Origin of the sequence: Corallococcus sp. AB049A, assembly GCF_003668885.1 — a bacterium.
GTDB lineage: Bacteria > Myxococcota > Myxococcia > Myxococcales > Myxococcaceae > Corallococcus > Corallococcus interemptor.
In genome coordinates this window covers 14,522-34,509 of record NZ_RAWL01000038.1, presented here as the reverse complement: position 1 = coordinate 34,509, position 19,988 = coordinate 14,522, and the positions used below count along the sequence as shown (strand labels likewise).

General features: G+C 69.7%; 17 protein-coding genes and 1 riboswitch. Of the genes, 10 read left to right on the top strand and 7 right to left on the bottom strand.

Annotated elements, in window-relative coordinates; genetic code table 11:
- The first annotated feature begins 22 nt into the window (after positions 1-22).
- The 3 genes from D7X55_RS06725 to D7X55_RS06715 all read left to right on the top strand — a co-directional run bounded on the left by D7X55_RS06725 (position 23) and on the right by D7X55_RS06715 (position 5,734).
- On the top strand, positions 23-2,440 hold the full coding sequence (locus D7X55_RS06725) for a helicase-related protein (RefSeq protein ID WP_121722572.1): 2,418 nt from the start codon (positions 23-25) through the stop codon (positions 2,438-2,440).
- Between the two features lie 119 nt (positions 2,441-2,559).
- Positions 2,560-4,278 carry a radical SAM protein gene (locus D7X55_RS06720; RefSeq protein ID WP_120549880.1) on the top strand — a complete coding sequence of 573 codons (1,719 nt, stop codon included), beginning with the start codon at positions 2,560-2,562 and terminating at the stop codon, positions 4,276-4,278.
- Between the two features lie 61 nt (positions 4,279-4,339).
- Positions 4,340-5,734 (top strand): beta-xylosidase, encoded by a 1,395-nt coding sequence (locus D7X55_RS06715; RefSeq protein WP_121722571.1) that lies wholly within the window; start codon positions 4,340-4,342, stop codon positions 5,732-5,734.
- Between the two features lie 5 nt (positions 5,735-5,739).
- Here D7X55_RS06715 and D7X55_RS06710 read toward each other — a convergent pair whose 3' ends face one another.
- Positions 5,740-6,486, bottom strand: coding sequence for a DUF6600 domain-containing protein (locus D7X55_RS06710; protein ID WP_121722570.1), 747 nt, complete (start codon positions 6,484-6,486; stop codon positions 5,740-5,742).
- A 109-nt stretch (positions 6,487-6,595) separates the two neighbouring features.
- Here D7X55_RS06710 and D7X55_RS06705 point away from each other — a divergent pair, with 109 nt between their 5' ends.
- The gene (locus tag D7X55_RS06705) at positions 6,596-7,306 is read left to right on the top strand and encodes a siderophore-interacting protein (RefSeq protein WP_121722569.1); all 711 of its coding nucleotides are present in this window, start codon (positions 6,596-6,598) and stop codon (positions 7,304-7,306) included.
- Between the two features lies 1 nt (position 7,307).
- Here D7X55_RS06705 and D7X55_RS06700 read toward each other — a convergent pair whose 3' ends face one another.
- On the bottom strand, positions 7,308-7,673 hold the full coding sequence (locus D7X55_RS06700) for a hypothetical protein (protein WP_120549876.1): 366 nt from the start codon (positions 7,671-7,673) through the stop codon (positions 7,308-7,310).
- 350 nt (positions 7,674-8,023) lie between these two features.
- Between D7X55_RS06700 and D7X55_RS06695 the strand changes: the two genes are divergently transcribed.
- Genes D7X55_RS06695 through D7X55_RS06685 form a run of 3 tightly spaced genes read left to right on the top strand, consistent with a single transcriptional unit; the run spans position 8,024 to position 11,432 of the window.
- The gene (locus tag D7X55_RS06695; RefSeq protein WP_121722568.1) at positions 8,024-8,695 is read left to right on the top strand and encodes an Isoquinoline 1-oxidoreductase subunit; all 672 of its coding nucleotides are present in this window, start codon (positions 8,024-8,026) and stop codon (positions 8,693-8,695) included.
- Positions 8,692-9,153, top strand: a complete 462-nt coding sequence (locus D7X55_RS06690; RefSeq protein ID WP_014396505.1) for a (2Fe-2S)-binding protein — start codon at positions 8,692-8,694, stop codon at positions 9,151-9,153. Before D7X55_RS06695 ends, D7X55_RS06690 begins: the two co-directional genes overlap by 4 nt.
- A gap of 11 nt (positions 9,154-9,164) precedes the next feature.
- Entirely contained in the window at positions 9,165-11,432 is a 2,268-nt protein-coding gene (locus D7X55_RS06685) for a molybdopterin cofactor-binding domain-containing protein (RefSeq protein WP_120549887.1), read from the top strand.
- A 3-nt stretch (positions 11,433-11,435) separates the two neighbouring features.
- On the opposite strand, the gene D7X55_RS06680 is transcribed toward D7X55_RS06685, so the two are convergent.
- From D7X55_RS06680 to D7X55_RS06670, 3 genes are read right to left on the bottom strand one after another with little or no spacing between them, the layout of a single operon-like run.
- A complete protein-coding gene (locus D7X55_RS06680; RefSeq protein WP_158626326.1) occupies positions 11,436-12,608 on the bottom strand; it encodes a hypothetical protein in 1,173 nt (390 codons plus the stop codon).
- Positions 12,609-12,664: 56 nt separating this feature from the next.
- Positions 12,665-13,528: a hypothetical protein gene (locus D7X55_RS06675; RefSeq protein WP_121722566.1), complete on the bottom strand. Its 864-nt coding sequence runs from the start codon at positions 13,526-13,528 to the stop codon at positions 12,665-12,667.
- Between the two features lie 33 nt (positions 13,529-13,561).
- Positions 13,562-14,374 (bottom strand): hypothetical protein, encoded by an 813-nt coding sequence (locus D7X55_RS06670; RefSeq protein WP_147468311.1) that lies wholly within the window; start codon positions 14,372-14,374, stop codon positions 13,562-13,564.
- A 303-nt stretch (positions 14,375-14,677) separates the two neighbouring features.
- Between D7X55_RS06670 and D7X55_RS06665 the strand changes: the two genes are divergently transcribed.
- Positions 14,678-15,787, top strand: coding sequence for a hypothetical protein (locus D7X55_RS06665; protein WP_121722564.1), 1,110 nt, complete (start codon positions 14,678-14,680; stop codon positions 15,785-15,787).
- A gap of 214 nt (positions 15,788-16,001) precedes the next feature.
- Here the strand turns inward: D7X55_RS06665 and D7X55_RS06660 are convergent, their stop codons facing one another.
- The gene (locus tag D7X55_RS06660) at positions 16,002-16,217 is read right to left on the bottom strand and encodes a hypothetical protein (protein WP_147442814.1); all 216 of its coding nucleotides are present in this window, start codon (positions 16,215-16,217) and stop codon (positions 16,002-16,004) included.
- A gap of 171 nt (positions 16,218-16,388) precedes the next feature.
- A riboswitch (TPP riboswitch) is annotated at positions 16,389-16,501 on the top strand.
- Positions 16,502-16,547: 46 nt separating this feature from the next.
- On the opposite strand from D7X55_RS06660, the gene thiC reads away from it, so the two are divergent.
- Together thiC and D7X55_RS06650 are read left to right on the top strand one after the other, a co-directional pair.
- Entirely contained in the window at positions 16,548-18,419 is a 1,872-nt protein-coding gene (thiC, locus tag D7X55_RS06655) for a phosphomethylpyrimidine synthase ThiC (RefSeq protein WP_121722562.1), read from the top strand.
- A gap of 131 nt (positions 18,420-18,550) precedes the next feature.
- Entirely contained in the window at positions 18,551-18,964 is a 414-nt protein-coding gene (locus tag D7X55_RS06650; protein ID WP_120549868.1) for a DUF4870 domain-containing protein, read from the top strand.
- A 3-nt stretch (positions 18,965-18,967) separates the two neighbouring features.
- On the opposite strand, the gene moaA is transcribed toward D7X55_RS06650, so the two are convergent.
- The gene (gene moaA, locus D7X55_RS06645) at positions 18,968-19,972 is read right to left on the bottom strand and encodes a GTP 3',8-cyclase MoaA (protein ID WP_121722561.1); all 1,005 of its coding nucleotides are present in this window, start codon (positions 19,970-19,972) and stop codon (positions 18,968-18,970) included.
- Positions 19,973-19,988 lie beyond the last annotated feature (16 nt).

The window sequence follows — 19,988 nt, the reverse complement described above, 5'->3', positions numbered from 1 at the left end:
GGTTCGGGGTTAGTCTTCGCCAATGAGCTCGAGCCCATCCAGCCGGCCGTCCGTCGTCGTGGCGGAGCTGGGGCCCACGAACACCGGGAAGACCTACCGCGCCATCGAACGGATGCTCGAGCACGACTCCGGCATCATCGGCCTGCCGCTGCGCCTGCTTGCCCGTGAGGTCTACGACCGGGTGACCGCGAAGGTGGGCGAGGGCCGGGTCGCGCTGATGACGGGCGAGGAGAAGCGCATCCCGCCCCGGCCCGACTACTGGATCTGCACCGTCGAGGCGATGCCGACCGACCGGGAGGTCGACTTCCTCGCCGTGGATGAAATCCAGCTGGCCGCGCACCGGGAGCGCGGGCACGTCTTCACGGACCGGCTGCTGCACGCGCGAGGCCGCAAGGAGACCTGGTTCCTGGGCGCGGACACGATGCGGCCCATGGTGCAGGCGCTGATTCCGCACGCGTCCGTGAAGCGGGCCACGCGCCTGTCGCAGCTGCGCTATGCCGGGCGCCGCTCGCTGAAGAGCCTCCCGCCGCGCTCGGCGGTGGTCGCGTTCTCCGCGGACCGCGTCTACGAACTGGCCGAGTCCCTGCGCCGCCTGCGGGGTGGCGTGGCGGTGGTGCTGGGCGCGCTGTCGCCCCGGACGCGCAACGCGCAGGTGGCCATGTATCAATCCGGCGAGGTCCAGTACCTCGTGGCCACGGATGCCATTGGCATGGGGTTGAACCTGGACCTCAACCACGTGGCCTTCGCGACGCTGTCCAAGTTCGACGGCGCGGAGCAGCGAGACCTGTATCCGGACGAGCTGGCGCAGATCGCCGGCCGCGCGGGGCGCCACCTCAACGACGGGAGCTTCGGGGCGCTGAACACGCTGCCGGAGCTTCCGCCGCGCATCGTCTCCGCCATCGAATCGCACCGCTTCCCGGCGGTGCGCAGCCTCATCTGGCGCAACTCCTCGCTCGACTTCGCAAGCCCGGAGGCGCTGCTGGATTCGCTGTCGCGGGCGCCGCGAGACAGCGCCTTCGTCCGGGTGGAGCGCGCGGACGACTTCGACGCGCTCAAGGGGCTGTCGGCGGTGCCCGCCATCCGCGAGCTCACCACCGGCAAGGCCTCCGTGGAGCTGTTGTGGCAGGTCTGCCAGGTGCCGGACTTCCGCAAGGGGCTCTTCGGCCAGCACGTCGCGCTCCTGCGCGAGACGTTCCTCCAGCTCACGGCGGGGGACGGGAAGTTGGATCCCACCTGGCTGGGCCGGCAGGTGTCGCCGCTGGACGATGCGTCGGGGGACATCCACACGCTGATGGACCGGCTCGCGGCCATCCGCATCTGGACGTACATCAGCCACCGCCCGGGCTGGCTGAACGACGCAGGGGAGTGGCAGGAGCGCACGCGCCGCATCGAGGACGCGCTGGGAGACGCGCTGCATGAGCGGCTGGTGGAGCGCTTCGTGCAGCGGGCCGCGAGGCGGAGCGTGCGCCGCTTCGTGCGCGCCAGCACACCGGCGCAGGCCGCGGCGTCGGACAGTCCGTTCGCCAAGCTGGGGCTGTTGTTGACGGAGGTGCCGGGCGCGGAAGGCGCGGTGATGACGGAGGAGCAGTTCGTCCAGCGCGTGGTGGACGCGACGCACGACGCCTTCGAGGTGGATCCGCTGGGTCGCATCTCCTTCGAGGCGCAGCCGCTGGGCCGGCTGGTGCGGGGGCGCGACCGGCGTTCGCCGCAGCTGGCGTTGGCGGAGCCGGAGGTGTGGACGGGAGGCGCGCGTCAGCGGCTGGAGCGCCGGTTGGTGGCGCTGGCCCGGGACCTGGTCACGGAGGCCATGGGAGGCTTTCCCGCGGAGTCCTTCACGGGCGAGAGCCGCGCGCCCGCGCTGCGAGGCGTGGCCTACCGGCTGGCGGAGGGGCTGGGCATCATCTCCCAGGGCGAGGCGCGCGAGCAGTGGAGGCTCCTGGACGAGGAGTCGCGAGAGCGGCTGAAGGCGCAGGGCGTCCACGAGGGCCAGCGTTTCCTCTACGTCACGGGAGCGCTGTCACCCCAGGCGCTGGAGCGCAGGGCCATGTTGACGGCGCTGTTCCAGCAGGCGCCGTGTCCGCAGGGCATCCCCCAGGAGCCGGCGCTGAACGTCGCGGCGCTGGCCGGCCAGAACGCGCGCGCCTTCGGCTACGAGGTCATCGGGCCGGTGGCGCTGCGCATCGACATCGTGGAGCGGCTGGCGGAGGGCTTGCGCAACCCGCAGGCCGCGAAGCAGGTGCACGCGCTCATGCAGCAGCTGCGATTGGACGGCGGCACGCGCGCGCAGGTGCTGCGGGCGTTGGGAGGACAGCCGGGAGGCGCCACCCAGAAGCGGCGTCGCAGGCGGCGGGGGCGCAAGCCGCCCACGGCGGTCCCGGGGAAGGGTGGAGCGCACGGGCAGGAGCCGGCGGGCTCCAGCCGGTTCAACGAACGCCCATAGCGTATGTCCAGGGAGCAGGCCGGCGGCCTGGGGGGAGGGGAGGCGACGAATCCACGCGGGCTCCGGCCGGATTCGCCTTACGCTGAGCGTTGTCTTCCTCCCATGCCGGTGGTCGTCCCATGAGCAGCGGTCGTGCCCTCTCGCCAGTCCTCCTCGTCGGTGCCGGAACGGGCGAAGCCACGTGCGGCATCCTCTACCTGGCGAGCTACCTGCGGCGCGGCGGGATTGAAGCCTTCGTGCGGCTGTGGGACGGAGACGAGAGCGCGGGCGAGGTGACGCAGTCCTTCGAGCGCCTCATCGCGCGCGTGCGCCCCAAGCTCATTGGCATCAGCCTGAAGTGGTTCCACCACGTGGACCGCGCGCTTCTCATCGCGCGGACCATCCGGAAGATCGACCCGTCCATCCGCATCGTCGTGGGCGGCAACTCCGCGTCGTACTGGTGGAAGGAATTGAGCGCCTTCGACTGCATCGACCACGTCGTGCTGGGCGACGGAGAAGTCCCTCTGCTGGCGCTCTGCAACGGAGAAGACGCCCCGCCCAACGTCGTGACGCGGCACCCGGACGGCCGTCCGCGCAGGCTGCCGCTGCAGTACGTGCAGCGCGGCACCAACACGCAGGACGTCTACTACTCGCACTTCAACGAGATCTTCCTCAGCCAGATGGACGCGCACTCCTTCTCCGGCTGGGTCGCGCCGGGCAAGGGCTGCGGTGAGAACTGCCTCTATTGCGGCGGCGCACGCGGCAACCAGAAGGCGGACTTCGGCCGCGCGAAGCCGTTCCTGCGCGCGGAAGAGAACGTGCGAAGGGACCATCAGGAGATCGCCAGCCGGACGTGGCAGATGCGCTACGACTTCGCGGGCAGCACGGCGGAGTTCCTGGGGAGCACCTGGGCGGGCGTGGACCTGTCGCGCCACTGCTGCACGTACTTCCTCTGGGGCGTGCCGCGCGTGGAGCTGGTCTCCGCGCTGGCGGAGACCTTCCAGCGCATCTACATGGTCATCGACATCGGCTGCTTCTCCGAACAGCAGCGGCTGGAGCAGATGGCCAAGGGGCTGCTCAAGCCCTGCGCGAAGGACCGCGAGCTGCTGGAGGTCATTGAGTCCGTCCGCCGCCATCCCAACGTGGAGGTCGAAATCTCCGGCATCGGAGGCCTCCCGTTCATGAACCGGGAGCGGCTGGCGGAGGAGCTGCGGTTGGTGGAGCGCATCATCGGCATGGACTGCGTGGTGGGCTACCAGCGGCTGGAGGCGCAGCCCGGAGCGCTCGTCACGGAGCACCCCGCGCGCTTCGACATGGAGACGGAAGCGAAGACGTTCCAGGAGTTCCTGGACTACTTCGAGCGCCGCGAGCCCGGCGACGTCTCCGTGCCGATGATCCGCTTCAAGGACCCGGAGCTGGAGGCCGCGGTGCAGCGCAACTCGGACCGGGTGGACGCGCTGGCCTGGAAGCACCGGGACGCGAGGAAGCACGTGGACCTCCACGGCCGCACGCGGCTCAAGAACACCGCGCCCTCGACGAAGCGCTTCACGCTGGGCGAGTGGCTGGGAAGCCACCGGGCGCCCGCGAAGCTGGCGAAGGAGCCGGTGACGGTGCTGCGCTCGGTGGACGGCATCACCCTGAGCTGCGCCCCGTCCGTCAGCCCACGCAAGTTCAACGACCCCACGCTGACCCAGGGCGAGGACGGCGAAATCCTCCTCGCCGCCCTGGCCGCCTTCGAACAGCCCACCACCGTCTCCAGCGCGGTGTCACATCTGGGAGCGAAGGCCCGGTTGGATCCGCACTCCGCCCGGGAAGTCATCGACCACCTGGTGGACGGCCGGTTCCTCCAACCGGCCTAGGCGTGCAATAGCTTTAAATCATGAATATCATGACATCTCCTCTTTCAGAAGGAGCGGTCCGATGTTCAGGAATGCGACCTTGTGGCTGGCCGTGGCGGGCGGCCTGCTCGCGTCGAGCGCGGGCGCGGCGACGGTGGCGAACTACCGGGGCGGCAACACGCCGGCGTATTCGCGCGTCTCGTATGACTACGTCCCCAGCGTGATGCAGGACGGCGTCTATCGCATGTGGTGGTGCGGTGGCATCGCGGGCGACTACATCCTCTACGCGGAGGCCTCCAGCCTGGGTGGCCCGTGGCACGCGCGAGGCTCCACCGTGGCCAACAGCTACAACACGGTGTTCGCGCCCACGGGGAACGCCGCGCAGTTCGACGGCATCCACGTGTGTGACCCGTCCGTCATCCGCGTCGACGCGACGTATTACATGTATTACGGCGGCTACGGCGACGGCACGGGCACGACGATGATTGGCGTGGCGTCCAGTCCGGACGGCCTCAACTGGACGCGGCTCAACGGCGGCAATCCCATCGTGGTGCCCGCGCGGGACTACCGCACCGTGCCCAACCATTACGGCGCGGGCCAGCCGAGCGTCACGTATGTGAATGGGAAGTTCTACCTCATCTTCACGGACTCCACGGGCTACGCGGTGGACGGCAACGGCGGCGGCCAGTTCGTGCTGCGCTCGTCGGATCCCACCTTCCAGACGGGCGTGGAGGAGCTGACGGCCACGGGCTTCGCGCCCCGGACGGCGGCGAACCACACGCGGCACTCGCTGATTGGCGCGTTCTCCGTGGACTGGCAGTACGTGGACACGAACGACACGTTCGCCATCGCGGTGGACGGAAGCACCGCCAACGCGACGCGCGTCTTCCTCTTCAACAGCGCGCTGAACCAGCAGGTGGATTGGTTCGACGTGCCGGGCACCTGGACGGAGGGGCCGGCCATCGTGTCGCGTCCGGACAAGCACGCGGTCCCGTCGTCCACGTGCGGCACGGTCCCGGTGGATATCCTCCGCTCGGTGGGAACGGGCGACGTGAACACCTGGAACCTGGCGCACAGCGGCGTGGACCTGCTGACCGGACGTTCCTGCGACCAGGCCAACGTGGGACGCGTGTTCGAGGGCTACCTCATCCAGAGCGCCGGGCTGCCGCTCACCCTGGTGCGCGGTGGGACGCGCCTCCAGTTCGCGCTGGCCGCGCCCGCGCTGGACCTGTCACGCAACGCGATCTCCGTCTCGTCCGACATCTTCTACCGCGTCCCCTACGGTGCCTCCATGCACGCGGGAGCGCCCGTGTACGGTGCGGCGGGGCGCCCGGCGGCGTTCTCCCTGGATGACGGACGGCTGTGGCCGGTGGGCTGCCTGGAGGCCATCACGCACAACAACTCCTCCATCGCGTCCCTCGGCGTGAGCCAGTGGGACGCCCTCCCCAAGGGCCCCAGCCTCCACTGCGTGAAGTAGACCCGTCACTGGCTCACAGGAGCAGAGGCCTCCGCCCGCGTTGGCTGTCCCGTGGGCGGCGTCATCGGCTTCGAGCGCGGCACCTCCTGTCCGGTGGCCCGGGCGACCTCGGCCGGCTCGGGTCCCCGGTTCCAGTGTCCCTCACGCGCCACCACGTGCTCGCCCACCGGCTGCGTCTGGCGCATCAGCTCCTGGCCCCGTGATTCCGGAAGGAGATGCGATCCCACGTCAGGCTGCACGAAGTTGTTCGCGCTCACGAACGTCCAGCTCAGTCCGGTGTTGATCCCCGGCGGCGCGAGGGGCTGCCAGCCGACGAAGCCATTCCCCCAACGCCAGTCCACCCAGGCAGGGGCCCACTCATTGTCCGGCCACCACACCCAGCCCATCGGCGGCGTGTTGAACCACCGGCCGTAGTGGAACGGCGCGTGGCCCCATTCCCAGTCGCTCTCGAAGGTCCATCCCCAATCGCTGGAAACCCACCGGCCACCGGTGGAATACGGCGCGAAGCCCGCACCCACCTCGTTCGGGTCCGGCCGCCAGACCCAGCCGACATCCGGCAGATTCACCCAGTCGCCATACGGCGCCAGCTCCTCCCGGAACTGGGACATGGGCTGGGTCAGCGACCCGGTTTTCGACGTCACCTGGGGCCCGAAGTCTTCCGGGCCCATCACGCAGCCGCTGGCTGCCAGGATGGCAATGACGGTCACGCCGCCGGTTCGAAGCCGGCGCACACGGGTGTGCCAGGGGCCCATGTCCGATTCCTTTCGTGGGGGTTTTCACTCCGAAGGTGCGGACGCCTTCACGCAACTTCACGAGCCGTGTACCCGCAGGCGGCGTATGAACGCCTGCACGGAGGCTTCAATGGCAAACGCCAAGGCCATGCTCGGAAGCATGCTGGGCCGCTTTCTCTTCACCGACGCGAAGGTCACCCAGGTGCGCGATGTCTCGCGCGCCTTCCGACGCATCGACTGCGAGGGCCCCGCGCTGCGGGGACAGGCCTGGACTCCCGGCGACAAGGTGCAGGTGTTCCTGCCCGGGCTGGGCATGCGCACGTACACGCCGCTGTCCTGGGACGAAGCGCGAGGGGCCACGGCCTTCCTCATGTACCTGCACGGCGACAGCCCGGGAGCGAAGTGGGGACGCGACGTGCGCACCGGCGACACGGTCCAGTTCTTCGGGCCGCGCCGCTCCGTGGCGCTGGAGTCCGGCGACGCGCCGGTGGTGCTCTTCGGTGACGAAACGTCCTTCGCGGTGGCGCACGCGTTCCGCACCGGCGCGAAGCGCGACGTCACCCCCGTCTTCGAGGTGACGCACCGAGAGGACTGCGCGCCCGCGCTGCACGAACTGGGCTTCGACGGCCACGACGTGGAGCGCACGGCTGGCGACGCACACCTGGCCCAGGTCCACGAACGGTTGCGCGAAGCGCTGCGCGCGAACCCCGGCGCGACGCTGGTGATGACGGGGCGGGCGCAGTCCATCCAGGCGCTGCGCTCGCGGCTGCGCGGCGAGGGCGACCGCACGACGCCCAAGGTGAAGGCCTACTGGGCGGTGGGCAAGGCAGGGCTGGACTGAATCAGGCCGGAGCCAGCTGCAGGCCGCGCAGGAAGTCGTCGCGGTCCCGGGTGACGCCCGCGGGGCGGCGCTTGGACTTCTGCTTGAGGAAGCGCGACGCGTCCTGCCGGCGGTAGCAGGTGAGCAACCGGTCTTCGTCATTGAGGATGAGGATCCACCCGCGCGCCTGCCGCGCCAGGGACGAGTCCCGCAGCGCACCTGGCAGGTCGCGCTCGTGCACGGTGAGGTGGGTGGCACCACACGCCCGGGCGGGCGTGCCGAACTCGAGGATGAACGCGATGACCTCCTCGCGCAGCCTCCAGCGGGCACACTGCTCGACGAAGAGGCGGGTGAGGGAGAACACGGACGACGCGGGGCTCTGGCGCATGGCGGGCTATCTCCTTGCGCGCTTCCCAATACACGCCGCGTTCCAACACCCCGCTCACGCGATTCCGCGCACTTGCGTGGACGCCCCACAGGCCCCGAAAGACATTCCGTCAATCCCGCCCGCGGCCCGTGTCACCCAGGCACAATGCCTTCACGAAGGCCGCTCGCCCCCACCCCGCGTGATGGCGCTGCGCACTCCCGGGCCCGCCGCGTTCTGAAGAAAACCTTCACGGGCCATGCGGCATTTTGACACGCTCGCGGAGGGCGGGACGGGGCACCATCGCCCGTCCGGCCCCGACGCAGCGCGTGGGGCCGGAAGACCTCTCTGGCCGAAGGGATGGACGGGGCACGATGAATCTTCGCTCGAAGGCACTGGGAGCCGTGCTGGGCGCGGGGGCGGCGGCGCTGTCGCTGTCGCTCCTGTTCAGCGCGGGCTGTGGAGGCCGCGCGACACATGCCGGAACGGTGCCGCCGCCCGCCAATCCCCAAGCGCTCCGGCCGCCGGAGGCCTTCGCGGGCATCGGCGACAAGAAGGAGCGCTCGCGCGCGCTGTTCCTGGAAGCAAGCCGCGTGATGCTGCATCCGCGCTGCGTCAACTGCCACCCCGTGGGCGACAGCCCCCTGCAAGGCATGGACAGCAAGCTCCATGATCCGCCGGTGGCCCGAGGCCCCGAGGATCAGGGCGTGCCCGGCCTGGAGTGCACCTCCTGTCACCAGGACCGCAACGCGCAGCTGGCGCGGGTCCCCGGCGCGCCCAGGTGGCACCTGGCGCCCAAGGTGATGTTCTGGGAGGGCCGCACGCCGCGCTCGCTGTGCGAACAGCTGAAGGACCCCGCGCGCAACGGCGGCAAGAGCCTGGCGGAGATCATCGAGCACTCCGCGCATGACGAGCTGGTGGGCTGGGGCTGGAAGCCGGGCGCGGACCGGGTGCCCGCGCCGGGAACGCAGACGGAGTTCGGGGCCCTGGTGGCCGCGTGGGTGAAGGACGGCGCGGAGTGCCCGCGCGAGGAGAGCCGACCGTGAGCATCCGACTGCGAGTGAATGGGACCGAGCACGAGCTCGACGTGGATCCGGAGATGCCGCTGCTCTGGGCGCTGCGCGACGTGCTGACCCTGACGGGCACGAAGTACGGCTGCGGCCAGGCGCTCTGCGGCGCGTGCGTGGTGCACATCGACGGCGCGGCGGTGCGCTCGTGCGTGACGCCGGTGCGCCGCGCGGAGGGCCGCGAGGTGATGACCATTGAAGGCCTGTCGCCGGACGGCTCGCACCCGCTGCAGAAGGCGTGGGTGGACCTGGCGGTGCCGCAGTGTGGCTTCTGTCAGGCGGGGCAGATCATGACGGCGGCGGCGCTGCTGGCGAAGAAGCCGAAGCCCACCGACGCGGAGATTGATCAATCGCTGGCGGGCAACCTGTGCCGCTGCGGGACGTACACGCGCATCCGCACCGCCGTGAAGAAGGCGGCGGGACTGCCGACGGAGTGAGGACCGCCACCATGCAAGACACGCGAATCCGTCTGTCGCGCCGCTCCGTGCTGGAGGGAATGGGCCTCGTCGCCGCGGGCCTGGGGCTGGAGGTGTTCCTGCCTGCCCGCGCGCACGCCGCGCCCATGCCCACGGCGATGCCCGAGGTGCCCTCGGTGGGCCTGAGGGCCAACGTCTTCGTGCACGTTGCGCCGGACGGCGTGGTGACCATCGTCTGTCACCGCTCGGAGATGGGGCAGGGCGTGCGCAGCTCGCTGCCGGTGCTCATCGCGGATGAACTGGGCGCGGACATGGCCCACGTGAAGGTGGTCCAGGGCGACGGCGATGAGGCCTACGGCGACCAGAACACGGACGGCTCCAGCAGCGTACGGAAGATCTTCGACGACCTGCGCTACGCGGGCGCGACGGCGCGCACGATGCTGGTGGCGGTGGCGGCGAAGCGCTGGAAGGTGGCGCCCACGGAGTGCGAGGCGCGCGACCACGCCGTGTTCCACAAGGGCTCGCAGCGCGCGCTCAAGTTCGGCGAACTGGCCAGCGACGCGGCGAAGCTGAAGGTGCCCAAGCGGGAGGCGGTGACGCTGCGTCCGCGCAATGAGCTCAAGAACCTGGGCAAGGAGCTGCCGCTGCTGGACGGGCCGGACATCGTGACGGGCCGGGCGGTGTTCGGCGCGGACGTCGTGCTCCCGGGCATGCGCACGGCGGTCATCGCGAGGCCGCCGGTGGCGGGAGGCCGGGTGGCCCGCTACGACGCGTCGAAGACGCTGGCGGTGCCGGGCGTGCGGCAGGTGGTGGAGCTGGAGGCTGCGAAGAAGCCGTTCCTCTTCCAGCCGCTGGGAGGCCTGGCGGTGGTGGCGGACAACACCTGGGCGGCGATGAAGGGCCGCGCGGTGCTGGACGTGACGTGGGAGGGCGGGGACAACGCCGTCTACGACTCGGAGGCGTACCGCGAGCAGCTGCTGGAGGTGATTGGCAAGCCGGGCAAGGTGGTGCGCAACGTCGGCGACGCGGAAGCCGCGCTGGCGAAGGCGGCGAAGCGGGTGCAGGCCACGTACAACACGCCGCACCTGGCACACGCGCCCATGGAGCCGCCCGCGGCGGTGGCGAAGGTGGAGAACGGCACCTGCGAGGTGTGGGCCACGACGCAGAACCCGCAGGCCGCGCGCAGCGAGGTGGCGAAGGCGCTGGGCATCGACCCGTCGAAGGTGACGGTGCACGTGACGCTGTTGGGCGGCGGGTTTGGCCGCAAGTCGAAGCCGGACTACGTGGTGGAGGCGGCGCTGGTGGCGAAGGCGGTGGGCGCGCCGGTGCGCCTGCAGTGGACGCGCGAGGACGACGTGCGCCACGACTACTACCACTCCACGAGCGCGCAGCGGCTGGAGGCCGGCCTGGACGCGAGCGGCAAGGTGGTGGCGTGGCACCAGCGCATCGCGTTCCCGCCCATTGGCTCCACGTTCGCGGACGCGACGTTCGCGGGTGAAGGGGAGATGGGGCAGGGCATCACGGACCTGCCGCTGGCCATCCCCGACGTGCGGATGGAGAACTGCGAGGCGCGGGCGCACACGCGCATCGGCTGGCTGCGATCCGTGGCGAACATCTACCACGCGTTCGCGGTGCAGAGCTTCATCGACGAGCTGGCGCACGAGCGCGGCACGGATCCGCGAGACACGCTGCTGGAGGTGCTGGGGCCGTCGCGCATCGTGACGCCCAAGGACCTGGGCGTGGCGAAGGTGCCGAACTACGGCCAGTCCATTGAAGAGCACCCGGTGGACACGGCGCGGCTGCGCCGGGTGATTGAAAGGGTGACAGGGCTGGCGCGCTGGGACGAGCGCAAGCAGCAGGGCCGGGCGCTGGGGCTGGCGGCGCACCGCAGCTTCCTGACGTACGTGGCGGTGGTGGTGTCGGTGGTGAAGGACGCGGACGAGCGCATCCGGGTGGACGAGGCGTGGATCGTCGCGGACGCGGGCACCATCGTGAACATGGATCGCGTGCGGGCACAGATGGAGGGAGCGGTGGTGTTCGGCCTGAGCCTGGGGCTCTACGGCGCCATCACGATGAAGGACGGCGCCACGGTGGAGAGCAACTTCCGCGACTATCGCCTGGCGCGCATCGCGGAGACGCCGAGGAAGATCCACGTGGACATCATCCCCAGCGACGGCCGTCCCGGAGGCGTGGGAGAGCCCGGAGTGCCCCCCGTGGCCCCGGCCCTGGCCAACGCCGTGTTCGCGCTCACGGGAACGCGTGTTCGCGAGCTGCCGTTGGTGAAGACCGTGAAGGTGTGAGCGTCACGGCACCCACAGGGCGCCGTCCGTCAGGGGGGCTTCGGCGCCGCCCATGCCTCCCCAGATGAACAGGGCGCTGCCCGTCCACAGGCCCACGTGTCCGGACCGCGCGGACGGGGCGCCCTCGGTGCGAAGAGGCGCCCACGTGTCCGTCTCCGGGTCGTAGGCCGCGCCGTCCGAGCAGGCGCCGCCGCACTTCGACGAAGCACCACCCCAGACGAGCATCTTGGACCCGGTCCACACCGCCGAGTGCCCGGTGCGGGGCGAAGGCGCGTTCGTGCTGGAGATGGGCGACCAGGTATCGAGCGCCGGGTCATACGCGGCGCCTTCTTCGCAGTAGCGCGGCAGGTCCTGCCCGTCGCTGCCACAGCCCAGCCCGCCCCAGATGATCATCTTCGACCCGGTCCACACCGCCGTGTGCGCCCAGCGAGCCTGGGGAGCACCCTCGGAAGACAGTGGACGCCAGGAGTCCGTCTCGGGGGAGTACGCCGCGCCATCGCGCAGTGGCACGTCCACGGAGGCTCCGCCACTGCCGCCCCAGACCACCAGCGCCTGCCCCGTCCACACCGTGGAGTGATAGCGGCGGGCCACGGGAGCCCCGGCGCCAGGCATGGGCGTCCAGGCGCCGGTCTCCGCGTCGTACCGGGCCCCATCGCCCAGCACGCGGACCTGCTGGGGCTCCTCGCCGCCCCACACCAGCATCCACCGTCCCGTCCATGCCGCCGAGTGCCAGCCGCGAGCGGAGGGCGCGCCTTGGGCCGAAAGCGCGCTCCAGGAATCGGTGGACGCTGAGTAGGCCGCGCCGTCGCCGCAAGGCGTCTGGGGACGCTCACCGCAACCGGCGCCGCCCCAGACGAGCATCCGCTGGCCGGTCCACACCGCCGTGTGCAGGGTACGCGCGGCGGGAGCCCCCTGGGACGACAGGGGCGCCCAGGTCCGCGATGCCATGTCGAACCGGGCCCCGTCTCCGCAGACCCCGTTCACGGTGCAGCCACCCAGACCGCCCCAGAGCAGGACGTTCTGGCCATCAAAGACACTCGAAACCTGGAGCCCCGTGCCCAGGGGCGCGTCCGAGGGCAGGGGTGTCCAGTTGCCCTGCTCCTCTGGACCGGTCTGCCCCTCGGGACTCGAGCAGCAGACCAGGGTCAAGAGGAGCAGGCCCGACGTCAGGCGCATCCGAAACGGCCTCGCCGCGTCACGCTCCGAATGCGCCATTGGTCAATTCCTCCCAGTTACCAGGGACGCGGGCTGCCGCAGGTGTAGCCCGGGCCGTTGATGAAGCGGGACGCGGCGCGAGCGTTGGCATCCGACGCCGCAGTCTGCCTCACGCTGAGCGGAATCCACCACTGCGACTGATCCGCCACATCGCACAGGAACTCCACCTGCACCTGGTTGGGCGAGTGGAACCGGCTGGCGGTGCCATTGTTCTCCCACATGGCGCCAAAGGCATACGCGCCGATGCCATGGAAGTAGAAGTAGTCGCAGCCGTTGATGGTGCAGGCGCCCTGCGGGCCGGGCCGGTGGCCGCCGGTGTTGCCATTGTTGATGTTGTACTTGTCGAAGTACGCGTGCCAGCCCTCGTGCATGAAGTCACCCGCGCGCGAGCCCGGGTTGGAGTTGCTGACGGTCGGGTTGTAGAGCGGGCAGGCCGTCTCCACGCGGTCCGTGTCCCACGGCCAGAACCGGGGAGTGAACGTCCCGAAGACGTCCGTGCGGTCGGTGATGCTGTGATACAGGCTGTCGTGGAACTTGCTGCTGCGCGCCTCCGCCGTGGCCCGGTAGTCCGCGGTGCCGTGGAAGGACTGGGCGAGGTTGTCCGCCATGCCGTACGTCAGCAGGTAGGACGCGTTCCAGTGCTTGGGGAACTCCAGGTTGACGTTGCAGGCGTTGTTCCAGCCGCGGTTGCTCCAGTCGCCGGAGCGCAGGCTGTAGGCCTGGTACTGCCAGAGGAAGAAGTCCTGCCAGCAGCCGTGGGTGTTCCACAGGGCCCGGTCCGCGGCGCTCGCGGCCGTCTGGGTGCAGACGGCGCCGGCCTCGGTGGCCAGGCCAAAGGCCAGGACGGATGACATCAGGGCAATGCCTTGCTTGAAATTCATGGGCGTTCTCGCTCCTCAGGTCGTGAGGGAAGGTCAGAACTTCGGAGGGGTCACGTCGAAGGTGTTGGGCTTCTCCTCGGGCGGGCGCGGGTCCTTCCACTCGGGGTTGGGCGCCTGCACTTCGGGATGGGCCTTCAGGTAGGCCGTGAGCTTGCGGTTGAACGCATCCGCGCCTTCACCGCTGACGCGCCGGACGCGGTCCAGGTACAGGCGCTCCTCCTTGCGGACGAACGGCTCCAGCTCCTTGCGGGCCTCCAGCGTGTCGCCTCGGTTCCAGAGGAACGCGCTGATGGCCTCCGCGCGGACGATGACGGAGGGGTGGTTGCCGGCCTGGTACGCCACCTCGCGGTCGAACTCCGCGTTGCGCAGGTAGGCGACGCCCGCGATGGCCTTGGCCTGAAGGCGCGCCTGCTGGGCCTCTTCCTGGAGCTCGCCCTCGATGACGGTGCCCTTCGTGGGCAGGGGCATGCGGACGAACTCCACGAGGAACTTCGCGCCGTCGTAGGTCCGCATCTCGCCCAGCAGGCCCAGGCCGACGAGCGCGCGGCTGGTGTCGCCGGACTTGAAGGACTCGAGGATGTCCTCGGTGAAGGCCTGGACGAGCTCGGGCTGCTTCGCGGCGGAGGCAAGGGCCCGGCGCGCGTCGGCCTGCTCTTCGATGACGGACTCACCGGCCCAGGTGATGAATGCGTTGACGCTCTTGCGAGCATCCGCCGCGTCCAGCTTCGGCGCCGCGTGCAGGGGCCGGCCCTCGATGACGCGGCTGGGAGGAAGGTCCGACGGCTTTTCCGCGGTGGGCTTGTCCTGCGCGACGGCCGCGGAGCCGGACACAAGCCCCAGGGTCACGAGGAAGGTTCCTGCGCGCGAGAAGACTCGCCTGGTGTTGCGCTGCATGGTGTTGCCTCCATTCACAGACGTGAAGGAGGTGCCCGCCAAAGGGGCTCCCCCTGCCACGACGCGCCGCTACCGCCGCGACCCGTGGCTGGGCTTGCTCCACTTCAACAGCCGTACCAACGCGCGCTTTAGAGGGAGGGGAGGGCAGCGCAGCCCCGGGTTGTTGCTTCCGGAGCGACAGACGGTGTTGCTCGCGTTGCCTGGGGGGCACCCGGCGACTTTCACCGCCGTTACAGGGGCTTTAACCTGCGGCGGATGCGTTGTGGCTCCCACCGCTGGTCTATTTCCGGCCCCTTCCTGACCATCCAGCACGAAGTCCGCCCCCTCGACGCGTGGCTGGCGCGTGGCGCACTGCTGGTGGCGCTGGCGTTCCCGGTGCTCACCCTCACGACGGGCTTCTTCGCCGGTGAGTGGCGTCTCTGGTTCCTGATGCTGGCGATGGGGGCCCTGGCCGCGCACCACCTGATGTCCCGCTGGAAGGTGCTGCTGAACCTGGATGCGCGCACGCTGTGGCGTCACACGGGCTACCGGGAGGCGTTCGGAGGAGCCACGCAGCCCCTGGAGTCATTCGCGTCCGTGGCGCTCTACATGCGCGACAAGGGCTCCACGGCGGGCCTCTTCAACCCCAAGGTCTACATCGTGGCGTTGCTGGGCCCCACGGATCCGGTGGTCCTGTCCCACAGCGATGACCGCGAGGAGGCGAGGGAACTGGCGCAGGCCGTCTCACGGTTCCTGGGGTTGGGGCTCAGCGTGGACGGCGGCCAGAGCCGTGACATCAACGCACGTCTGGAAGAAGCGCCGCTCACGGGGGAGCGACTTCCGGACCTGCCCTATGGCAGCGGCATCCAGTTCCGGCAGGACGCCCGGGGGCTGACGCTGGAGCTGCCAGCGTGTGGCTGGCGGCCCAAGTATGCGGCGCAGGCGGCGGTGGCCGTCCTCATCGCGGTGGGCGGGCCGCTCTTCTTGGTCATGCAGTTGCGCAAGCTCTTCGGCTCGCAGGCAGCCAGCATGCAGGTGGTCGTGATCGCGAGTGCCGTCTTCATCGCGGTGGGGGCCTTCTTCTGGTTGTGGGTCGCGAGGGAGGCCACCAGCCGGTGGTCCCTCAACGCCTCCTCCCGGGGCATCGAGCTGACCCGCCACGGACCTTGGCGGCGCCGGAAGGTCATGAGGCTGCCGGCATCACGCATCCAGGACATCGACGTGCGCGACGCGCGGACGCATGTCTCGCGGGGCCGGGGCATCGTCATCGAGCACGACCAGGGCCGAGAGCTGCTGGGCATGGACCTGTCGCAGGAAGAGCTGGAGTGGGCGGGAACGGCGCTGCGCCGCGCCCTGGCGACCCGGCAGCTGGCACGCACTGCGTGATCACCGGCCTGCATCAGGCTCGCAGAGGCAGACGGGGCGCGGACAGTGAACGGGCACCTTTGGCTCCGGTTTTCCTGCACAGAGGTCGGCGCATACGGGCGGGCAGGGCGCTTGTCGCTCATGACAACCTGAAGCAGTAACAAGCACGAGAGCCGCCAGCGCGGTCCAGAGTTTCAATGGATGTCCTTCATGGGTTCACCGCCTCTCAGTCAGGTCAGGACGCGCTGAAAAAGATGAACACCATCAAGGCGATTCCGCATCCGACGAGCAGGCCGAGCGCCGGATTGGAGCGGTGACGCACTGCCGCGTAGCCAGCGCAAAGCGCCGCGAACCCAAGCAGCGGGTAGACGAGCGTCGCCCACAGGCCGAGGCCTGTTCGAATGCCGGCGGCATTCCGAAGCGTGAAGATCAGGTACGCCGCCGTGGACATCCCAAGCGCCGCGAAGCCTGTGACGACGCACTGTCTTTCAGTGGGGAGGACCCTTGCGCCCATGTTCATCGGGAAGTGTATATCCCTCCCCGCAGGGCCACCGTGCGTCCACTGTCCGCGGGCTCAGGTCCGGCCGGGTTGAAGCGGGCTTCCCCCTGCGCTACACCGCTCCGCAGTCGCTAGGGGCGCCTCCGGATGGGGGCTGAGATGGACGTGTGACCGCGTCCGATCCCTTTGAACCTGAACCGGTTAGCACCGGCGGAGGGAAGCGGTGTGGGTGCTCCATGGCTCCCGTCCCGACTCCTTTCCGTTCCCAGAAGGAGCCGTCCGATGAGTGGAGCGTCCAAGAGCCTCAAGGTCGATGGAAAGGTGCTGGAGGGGATCAGCCGCGGCCCGCTTCCCGCCTCGCGCAAGGTCTACGTGCCCGGGTCCCTGCACCCCGACCTCCGCGTCCCCCTGCGCGAAATCGCCCAGACGCCCACGCGTCACCATGGCCACTCCGGGCCTGAAACCCCGAACCCGCCCGTCCACGTCTACGACTCCAGCGGCCCCTACACCGACCCGTCCGCGGACATCGACCTGCGCCGGGGCCTGCCCGCCGTTCGTGAGAACTGGATCCGCGCGCGCAACGACACCCACGAACTGGACGGCATCACGTCCGAGTACGGCCGCGCCCGCGAAGCCGACCCGCGCCTCAACGGCCTGCGCTTCAGCCACATCCGCAAGCCTCGCGTCGCGAAGTCCGGCGCCAACGTCAGCCAGATGCACTACGCCCGCAAGGGCATCATCACGCCGGAGATGGAATACGTCGCCGTGCGCGAGAACCAGAAGCTCGATGCTTCACTCGCCGCCCAGCACCCCGGCCACTCCTGGGGCGCCGCGATTCCTCGCGTGATTACGCCGGAGTTCGTGCGCGATGAGATCGCCCGGGGCCGCGCCATCATCCCCGCCAACATCAACCACCCGGAGCTGGAGCCGATGATCATCGGCCGCAACTTCCTGGTGAAGATCAACGCCAACATCGGCAACTCCGCCGTCACGTCCTCCATCGAAGAGGAAGTGGAGAAGATGGTCTGGTCCATCCGCTGGGGCGCGGACACCGTCATGGACCTGTCCACCGGCCGCAACATCCACGAGACGCGCGAGTGGATCCTCCGCAACGCGCCCGTGCCCATCGGCACCGTGCCCATCTACCAGGCGCTGGAGAAGGTGGGCGGCAAGGCCGAGGAGCTCACCTGGGCCATCTTCCGCGACACCCTCATCGAACAGGCCGAGCAGGGCGTGGACTACTTCACCATCCACGCCGGCGTGCGCCTCCAGTACATCCCCCTCACCGCGAAGCGCCTCACCGGCATCGTCAGCCGCGGTGGATCCATCCTCGCCAAGTGGTGCCTGGCCCACCACCAGGAGAACTTCCTCTACACGCACTTCGAGGAGATCTGCGAGATCATGAAGGCGTACGACGTCAGCTTCAGCCTGGGGGACGGTCTGCGCCCCGGCTCTATCGCCGACGCCAACGACGCCGCGCAGTTCGGTGAACTGGAGACGCTGGGCGAGCTCACGAAGATCGCCTGGAAGCACGACGTGCAGACGATGATCGAAGGCCCCGGTCACGTCCCCATGCACCTCATCCAGGAGAACATGACGAAGCAGCTCGCCGTGTGCCACGAGGCGCCGTTCTACACGCTGGGGCCCCTCACCACGGACATCGCGCCGGGCTACGACCACTTCACCAGCGGCATCGGCGCCGCGATGATCGGCTGGTTCGGCACGGCGATGCTCTGCTACGTCACGCCCAAGGAACACCTGGGCCTGCCCGACCGTGACGACGTGAAGGAAGGCGTGATCACCTACAAGATCGCCGCCCACGCCGCGGACCTCGCCAAGGGCCACCCCGGCGCGCAGGCCCGCGACAACGCCCTGTCCAAGGCGCGCTTCGAGTTCCGCTGGGAGGATCAGTTCAACCTGTCCCTCGACCCCGAGCGCGCTCGCGCCTTCCACGACGAGACGCTCCCCGCCGAAGGCGCCAAGGTCGCGCACTTCTGCTCCATGTGCGGCCCGCACTTCTGCTCCATGAAGATCACCCAGGACGTGCGCGACTACGCGGACAAGGTCGGCGTGGACGAGGCCAAGGCCCTGGAGCAGGGGATGAAGGAGAAGAGCGAGGAATTCAAGAAGGCCGGACACGCGCTGTACCGCTGAAGCCTGCCGGCGGACGGGGGCCTCCTGGCCAGGCCCCTGTCCACTGGATGACAGGCACCGACACGGCATGTCATGGTGCGCCCCATCCGGGCGCACCCGTCGCGCCCCCCAGACTCTCCGGAAGGGCTCTCATGGACATGGACCCCCAGCAGCGTGAGGATCAGCAGTTCGGCCAGTTCATCACCGGCTCGCCCACGGCGACGCAGGACGAGAAGACGATGGGGATGTTGGCCCATCTGGGCGCCATCGCCGGCCTCGTGGTGGGCGCGGGCTTCCTGGGCTGGGCGGTGCCGCTGTTCCTGATGCTGACCAAGGGCAAGGAGTCGTCCTTCGTCCGCGCGCACGCGGTGGAGTCGCTCAACTTCCAGATCACCTGCGCCATCGGCATGGCCGTCTCCGCGGTGCTGCTGTGCGCGCTGGGCCTGGGCGTGATCACCGGCGGCATCATCATCCTGGGCTCGCTGGTGCTCAGCGTCATCGCGGGCCTGAAGGCCAACGACGGCGAGCTGTACCGCTACCCCGTGAACATCCGGCTGGTGAAGTAGCCCTCAGCCGCCAATGCCCATCATGGGCAGGAGCGTGGCGCCGTTTCCGGCCTCCGTGAAGCGGTGCCCCTCCGGCTTCTCTCCCAGCGCGCGGCGCACGGCCATGGCCAACTCCGTGTCCGTCGCGCCGCCCCGGATGAGCTGATGCAACGGCGCCTGCGCCCGGCCGCCCAGGCAGCTGCGCAGGTCCCCGTTGGACGCCACCCGCACCCGGTTGCAGCCGCCGCAGAAGTTCTGCGTCAGCGGGGAGATGAACCCCACGCGCCCGCTCTCCATGCGCCAGTAGCGCGCCGGCCCGGACGTGGGCGACGCGGCGCTCTCCTGGGGCTCCTCGGTGAGGACGCGGCCTGAAGCCGCCAGTCGCTCCAGCAGCTCCGCCGTGGGCACCGGCGTGCCCTGGCCAAAGGGCATCAGTTCAATGAAGCGCGGGGTGATGCCGCGCGCGTGCGCGTACGCCACCAGCTCCGGCACTTCCGCGTCGTTGATGCCGCGCATCACCACGACGTTGAGCTTCAGCGACTGGTAGCCCGCGCCCGCCGCCGCGTCGATGCCTCGCAGCACCGCCGCGAAGTCTCCTTGCTTGGAGATGCGCCGGAAGACGTCCTCGGACAGCGTGTCCAGGCTCAGGTTGAGCTGGGTGACGCCCGCGTCGCGCAGCGGCATGGCCAGCGGCTCCAGGCGGCTGGCGTTGGTGGTGATGGCCAGGTGCTCCACGCCGGACACCGCGGCGATGCGCTTCGCGATCTCCAGGATGTCCGGCCGGGCGAGCGGCTCTCCGCCCGTCAGGCGCACGCGGCGGATGCCCATGCGCGCGAAGACGGAGACGATGCGCTCGAACTCGCTCGCGTCCAGCAGGTCCTTCTTCCCGCCCCACGACGCCGGCGAGCAGTAGGTGCAGCGGAAGTTGCAGCGGTCCGTGACGCTCAGCCGCAGGTACGTCATGCGCCGCCCCTGGGCGTCACACAGCGGCGGGGCGAGCGGATCGTGAGCGGGCAGGGGGGCGGTCATCGCGGGGCCTTCCGCC

Bases quoted from the DNA above. Each gene is read 5' to 3' on its own strand.
- D7X55_RS06725 (WP_121722572.1), top strand. From the start codon at position 23: ATGAGCTCGAGCCCATCCAGCCGGCCGTCCGTCGTCGTGGCGGAGCTG.
- D7X55_RS06720 (WP_120549880.1), top strand. From the start codon at position 2,560: ATGAGCAGCGGTCGTGCCCTCTCGCCAGTCCTCCTCGTCGGTGCCGGA.
- D7X55_RS06715 (WP_121722571.1), top strand. From the start codon at position 4,340: ATGTTCAGGAATGCGACCTTGTGGCTGGCCGTGGCGGGCGGCCTGCTC.
- D7X55_RS06710 (WP_121722570.1), bottom strand. From the start codon at position 6,486: ATGGGCCCCTGGCACACCCGTGTGCGCCGGCTTCGAACCGGCGGCGTG.
- D7X55_RS06705 (WP_121722569.1), top strand. From the start codon at position 6,596: ATGGCAAACGCCAAGGCCATGCTCGGAAGCATGCTGGGCCGCTTTCTC.
- D7X55_RS06700 (WP_120549876.1), bottom strand. From the start codon at position 7,673: ATGCGCCAGAGCCCCGCGTCGTCCGTGTTCTCCCTCACCCGCCTCTTC.
- D7X55_RS06695 (WP_121722568.1), top strand. From the start codon at position 8,024: ATGAATCTTCGCTCGAAGGCACTGGGAGCCGTGCTGGGCGCGGGGGCG.
- D7X55_RS06685 (WP_120549887.1), top strand. From the start codon at position 9,165: ATGCAAGACACGCGAATCCGTCTGTCGCGCCGCTCCGTGCTGGAGGGA.
- D7X55_RS06680 (WP_158626326.1), bottom strand. From the start codon at position 12,608: ATGCGCCTGACGTCGGGCCTGCTCCTCTTGACCCTGGTCTGCTGCTCG.
- D7X55_RS06675 (WP_121722566.1), bottom strand. From the start codon at position 13,528: ATGAATTTCAAGCAAGGCATTGCCCTGATGTCATCCGTCCTGGCCTTT.
- D7X55_RS06665 (WP_121722564.1), top strand. From the start codon at position 14,678: ATGCGTTGTGGCTCCCACCGCTGGTCTATTTCCGGCCCCTTCCTGACC.
- D7X55_RS06660 (WP_147442814.1), bottom strand. From the start codon at position 16,217: ATGTCCACGGCGGCGTACCTGATCTTCACGCTTCGGAATGCCGCCGGC.
- thiC (WP_121722562.1), top strand. From the start codon at position 16,548: ATGAGTGGAGCGTCCAAGAGCCTCAAGGTCGATGGAAAGGTGCTGGAG.
- D7X55_RS06650 (WP_120549868.1), top strand. From the start codon at position 18,551: ATGGACATGGACCCCCAGCAGCGTGAGGATCAGCAGTTCGGCCAGTTC.
- moaA (WP_121722561.1), bottom strand. From the start codon at position 19,972: ATGACCGCCCCCCTGCCCGCTCACGATCCGCTCGCCCCGCCGCTGTGT.